This is a genomic window from Bordetella petrii (assembly GCF_017356245.1).
Taxonomy (GTDB): domain Bacteria; phylum Pseudomonadota; class Gammaproteobacteria; order Burkholderiales; family Burkholderiaceae_B; genus Bordetella_A; species Bordetella_A petrii_D.
This window is the reverse complement of sequence record NZ_JAFMZZ010000005.1, coordinates 1-5,891: the sequence shown is the minus strand read 5'-3', so window position 1 is coordinate 5,891 and position 5,891 is coordinate 1. Positions and strand designations below refer to the sequence as shown.

General features: G+C 54.1%; 2 tRNA genes and 3 rRNA genes. All 5 read left to right on the top strand.

Annotation, left to right across the window (positions count from 1 at the left end):
- Positions 1 to 535: 535 nt before the first annotated feature.
- The 5 genes from J2P76_RS23495 to rrf all read left to right on the top strand — a co-directional run bounded on the left by J2P76_RS23495 (position 536) and on the right by rrf (position 5,838).
- Positions 536 to 2,066 (top strand): 16S ribosomal RNA (locus tag J2P76_RS23495).
- Between the two features lie 139 nt (positions 2,067 to 2,205).
- A tRNA-Ile gene (locus J2P76_RS23490) sits at positions 2,206 to 2,282 on the top strand.
- 34 nt (positions 2,283 to 2,316) lie between these two features.
- Positions 2,317 to 2,392, top strand: a tRNA-Ala gene (locus J2P76_RS23485).
- A 281-nt stretch (positions 2,393 to 2,673) separates the two neighbouring features.
- Positions 2,674 to 5,558, top strand: a 23S ribosomal RNA gene (locus tag J2P76_RS23480).
- Between the two features lie 166 nt (positions 5,559 to 5,724).
- Positions 5,725 to 5,838 (top strand): 5S ribosomal RNA (rrf, locus tag J2P76_RS23475).
- The 16S, 23S and 5S rRNA genes sit together here with 2 tRNA genes alongside, the layout of an rRNA operon.
- Positions 5,839 to 5,891 lie beyond the last annotated feature (53 nt).

The following is a 5,891-nucleotide window of genomic DNA, read 5'->3' as shown; positions in this document are numbered from 1 at the left end:
TATAGTCTCGCTCCTTCGCTGCCGGGATGGCGGGTTTATCCAGGTAGGGGGCCGTGGTGTTGGTGCGCGGCGGCGGGTGCGGGGCCTTCGGGCGTTGTTGCACAAGCTGCAAAAATCGTGCTAATATTTCGGGCTTCGCAGTTGGCAATACAGTTCGGGTTAACCCTTACAAATTGCGGGCTGGCGAGGCAAGGTAGGAAGGAAGCGAGGATGTCGAAGCGGCGCAGCCGATTTGACAGGGTTCAAAAAAGGCCCCATAATCTCGTTTCTGTGCTGAACGAACTGCGAAGCGGGGTTCGGCACGAAGCGGTACCTGTTCTTTAACAACGAAACAACCGATAAGTGTGGGCGCTTGAGTGATGCGGCCCGCGGCGCGCTTGGCAACAAGGGTGCTGCAAGCCAAAGAGAAATCAGGCGCTCGCATGAAAGTGAAGTACCAAGAATGTCAAACAGAGATGTTGGCTCATTCAAGGAACCTCATTTTCTTTGAGCGAAGTGCCATTGCTGAGGCAGTGGTGCGCGAACTACAGAGATTGAACTGAAGAGTTTGATCCTGGCTCAGATTGAACGCTAGCGGGATGCTTTACACATGCAAGTCGAACGGCAGCGCGGACTTCGGTCTGGCGGCGAGTGGCGAACGGGTGAGTAATGTATCGGAACGTGCCCAGTAGCGGGGGATAACTACGCGAAAGCGTAGCTAATACCGCATACGCCCTTATGGGGAAAGCGGGGGACCTTCGGGCCTCGCACTATTGGAGCGGCCGATATCGGATTAGCTAGTTGGTGGGGTAAAGGCTCACCAAGGCGACGATCCGTAGCTGGTTTGAGAGGACGACCAGCCACACTGGGACTGAGACACGGCCCAGACTCCTACGGGAGGCAGCAGTGGGGAATTTTGGACAATGGGGGCAACCCTGATCCAGCCATCCCGCGTGTGCGATGAAGGCCTTCGGGTTGTAAAGCACTTTTGGCAGGAAAGAAACGGCTCTGGTTAATACCTGGGGCAACTGACGGTACCTGCAGAATAAGCACCGGCTAACTACGTGCCAGCAGCCGCGGTAATACGTAGGGTGCAAGCGTTAATCGGAATTACTGGGCGTAAAGCGTGCGCAGGCGGTTCGGAAAGAAAGATGTGAAATCCCAGGGCTTAACCTTGGAACTGCATTTTTAACTACCGGGCTAGAGTGTGTCAGAGGGAGGTGGAATTCCGCGTGTAGCAGTGAAATGCGTAGAGATGCGGAGGAACACCGATGGCGAAGGCAGCCTCCTGGGATAACACTGACGCTCATGCACGAAAGCGTGGGGAGCAAACAGGATTAGATACCCTGGTAGTCCACGCCCTAAACGATGTCAACTAGCTGTTGGGGCCTTCGGGCCTTGGTAGCGCAGCTAACGCGTGAAGTTGACCGCCTGGGGAGTACGGTCGCAAGATTAAAACTCAAAGGAATTGACGGGGACCCGCACAAGCGGTGGATGATGTGGATTAATTCGATGCAACGCGAAAAACCTTACCTACCCTTGACATGTCTGGAATGCCGAAGAGATTTGGCAGTGCTCGCAAGAGAACCGGAACACAGGTGCTGCATGGCTGTCGTCAGCTCGTGTCGTGAGATGTTGGGTTAAGTCCCGCAACGAGCGCAACCCTTGTCATTAGTTGCTACGAAAGGGCACTCTAATGAGACTGCCGGTGACAAACCGGAGGAAGGTGGGGATGACGTCAAGTCCTCATGGCCCTTATGGGTAGGGCTTCACACGTCATACAATGGTCGGGACAGAGGGCTGCCAACCCGCAAGGGGGAGCCAATCCCAGAAACCCGATCGTAGTCCGGATCGCAGTCTGCAACTCGACTGCGTGAAGTCGGAATCGCTAGTAATCGCGGATCAGCATGTCGCGGTGAATACGTTCCCGGGTCTTGTACACACCGCCCGTCACACCATGGGAGTGGGTTTTACCAGAAGTAGTTAGCCTAACCGCAAGGGGGGCGATTACCACGGTAGGATTCATGACTGGGGTGAAGTCGTAACAAGGTAGCCGTATCGGAAGGTGCGGCTGGATCACCTCCTTTAAGAGCTGGCTGTTATTGCTTGAAGCGTCCACGCTTATCGGTTGTTTGTATGTGTAGCTGGGATCGGTTGTGAGCGTGGGTGAGAGGGGAATGCCTCCCTGAGCCGCAATCCTGACTGCTGATCCGAAGAGGGTTTTTTGGGTCTGTAGCTCAGTCGGTTAGAGCACCGTCTTGATAAGGCGGGGGTCGTTGGTTCGAATCCAACCAGACCCACCAGGTATCGCGATGCGGAGGATCCGTGTTGGGGTATGGGGGTGTAGCTCAGCTGGGAGAGCGCCTGCTTTGCAAGCAGGATGTCATCGGTTCGATCCCGTTCACCTCCACCATTGAGCCCAGAGGCCAACGCGTAGGGTTGCGAGTCAGTCTTACGCGTTGGGTTTTGCCCAATGAAGCTATACGAGTTCTTTAACAATTTGGAAGAAGCACAACGAAAGTGTGTTCATGAAGTAGCCGGGTGCGCCTGGTGAATATGAGCACGGGTTGTGATTGCATAGATTTAGTTCCAAGTTCTCAAGGTCTGATCGAAGGATGATCAGAGCTGCTTTGAAACTTATGAACGGCACAAACGCGAAACATATCAGCGTCCTATAAGACGGTAGTGTTATAGGATCAAGCGACTAAGTGCATATGGTGGATGCCTTGGCGATCACAGGCGATGAAGGACGTGGTAGCCTGCGAAAAGCTGCGGGGAGCTGGCAAACAAGCTTTGATCCGCAGATGTCCGAATGGGGAAACCCACCGCGTAAGCGGTATCCCACACTGAATCCATAGGTGTGCGGAGGCGAACCGGGTGAACTGAAACATCTCAGTAACTCGAGGAACAGACATCAACCGAGATTCCGAAAGTAGTGGCGAGCGAAATCGGAAGAGCCTTTACGATTTAGCAGATCAGGTAGTCGAACGGAATGGAAAGTCCGGCCGTAGCAGGTGATAGCCCTGTAGACGAAATCTGGTTTGTGGAACTAGGCGTAAGAGAAGTAGGGCGGGACACGTGAAATCCTGTCTGAAGATGGGGGGACCATCCTCCAAGGCTAAATACTCGTGATCGACCGATAGTGAACCAGTACCGTGAGGGAAAGGCGAAAAGAACCCCGGAAGGGGAGTGAAATAGATCCTGAAACCGTATGCATACAAACAGTCGGAGCCTCTTAATGGGGTGACGGCGTACCTTTTGTATAATGGGTCAGCGACTTACATTCAGTGGCGAGCTTAACCGAATAGGGAAGGCGTAGCGAAAGCGAGTCCGAATAGGGCGAATCAGTCGCTGGGTGTAGACCCGAAACCAGATGATCTACCCATGGCCAGGTTGAAGGCACGGTAACACGTGCTGGAGGACCGAACCCACTAGTGTTGAAAAACTAGGGGATGAGCTGTGGATAGGGGTGAAAGGCTAAACAAATCTGGAAATAGCTGGTTCTCTCCGAAAACTATTTAGGTAGTGCCTCAAGTATGACTGCGGGGGGTAGAGCACTGTTATGGCTAGGGGGTCATGGCGACTTACCAAACCATGGCAAACTCCGAATACCCGCAAGTCCAGCTTGGGAGACAGAGCACCGGGTGCTAACGTCCGGACTCAAGAGGGAAACAACCCAGACCGCCAGCTAAGGTCCCGAATTATCGCTAAGTGGGAAACGAAGTGGGAAGGCATAGACAGTCAGGAGGTTGGCTTAGAAGCAGCCATCCTTTAAAGAAAGCGTAATAGCTCACTGATCGAGTCGTCCTGCGCGGAAGATGTAACGGGGCTCAAGCGATAAACCGAAGCTGCGGGTGTGTACTTTTAGTACACGCGGTAGGAGAGCGTTCTGTAAGCCTGCGAAGGTGGCTTGTAAAGGCTGCTGGAGGTATCAGAAGTGCGAATGCTGACATGAGTAGCGATAAAGGGGGTGAAAAGCCCCCTCGCCGTAAGTCCAAGGTTTCCTGCGCAACGTTCATCGGCGCAGGGTGAGTCGGCCCCTAAGGCGAGGCAGAGATGCGTAGCTGATGGGAAGCTGGTTAATATTCCAGCACCGTCGTACAGTGCGATGGGGGGACGGATCGCGGAAGGTCATCAGGGTGTTGGATGTCCCTGTTGCTGCATTGGAGAAGGCGCTTTAGGCAAATCCGGGCGCGTAATTCAAGGGTGTGGCACGAGATCCCATGTGGATCGAAGTGATTGGAAGTGGTTCCAAGAAAAGCCTCTAAGCTTCAGCTGTACGAGACCGTACCGCAAACCGACACAGGTGGACGGGATGAATATTCCAAGGCGCTTGAGAGAACTCAGGAGAAGGAACTCGGCAAATTGATACCGTAACTTCGGGAGAAGGTATGCCCCGGTAGGGTGATGCGCCTGCGCGCAGAGCTTGAAGGGGCCGCAGAGAATCGGTGGCTGCGACTGTTTATTAAAAACACAGCACTCTGCCAAGACGAAAGTCGACGTATAGGGTGTGACGCCTGCCCGGTGCCGGAAGGTTAAGTGATGGGGTGCAAGCTCTTGATCGAAGCCCCGGTAAACGGCGGCCGTAACTATAACGGTCCTAAGGTAGCGAAATTCCTTGTCGGGTAAGTTCCGACCTGCACGAATGGCGTAACGATGGCCACACTGTCTCCTCCTGAGACTCAGCGAAGTTGAAGTGTTTGTGATGATGCAATCTACCCGCGGCTAGACGGAAAGACCCCATGAACCTTTACTGTAGCTTTGCATTGGACTGTGAACCGGCCTGTGTAGGATAGGTGGGAGGCGCGGAAACCGAGTCGCCAGATTCGGTGGAGCCGACCTTGAAATACCACCCTGGTTTGTTTGCGGTTCTAACCTTGGTCCGTTATCCGGATCGGGGACAGTGCATGGTAGGCAGTTTGACTGGGGCGGTCTCCTCCCAAAGCGTAACGGAGGAGTTCGAAGGTACGCTAGGTACGGTCGGAAATCGTGCTGATAGTGCAATGGCATAAGCGTGCTTGACTGTGAGACTGACAAGTCGAACAGGTGCGAAAGCAGGACATAGTGATCCGGTGGTTCTGAATGGAAGGGCCATCGCTCAACGGATAAAAGGTACTCTGGGGATAACAGGCTGATACCGCCCAAGAGTTCATATCGACGGCGGTGTTTGGCACCTCGATGTCGGCTCATCTCATCCTGGGGCTGTAGCCGGTCCCAAGGGTATGGCTGTTCGCCATTTAAAGAGGTACGTGAGCTGGGTTTAAAACGTCGTGAGACAGTTTGGTCCCTATCTGCCGTGGGCGTTGGATACTTGACGGAGCCTGCTCCTAGTACGAGAGGACCGGAGTGGACGTACCTCTGGTGTACCGGTTGTCATGCCAATGGCATTGCCGGGTAGCTAAGTACGGAAGAGATAACCGCTGAAGGCATCTAAGCGGGAAACTCGTCTGAAGATTAGGTATCCCGGGGGCTAGACCCCCCTGAAGGGTCGTTCGAGACCAGAACGTTGATAGGTCGGGTGTGGAAGCGCAGTAATGCGTTGAGCTAACCGATACTAATTGCCCGTGCGGCTTGATCCTATAACTCTGCGGGTTTTATACAAGACCTGGTATGAGATAGCGTTCGAGTGCCGTTCAATAGATAAATACCTTCACAATCGCTGCCAGGCCAACGCGCCTGGCCAGCTCGATGTGCTTCTTCCAATTCCGGGCGCGCTGCCCTTCGCAGCCCGCCCAGCCAGCTACGCTTGACGACCATAGCAAGGTGGACCCACTCCTTCCCATCCCGAACAGGACAGTGAAACGCCTTCGCGCCGATGATAGTGGACTTCCCGTCTGTGAAAGTAGGTCATCGTCAGGCTCTTATCCCACAAAACCCCAGCACGCATCCGTGCTGGGGTTTTGTCTTTGCGG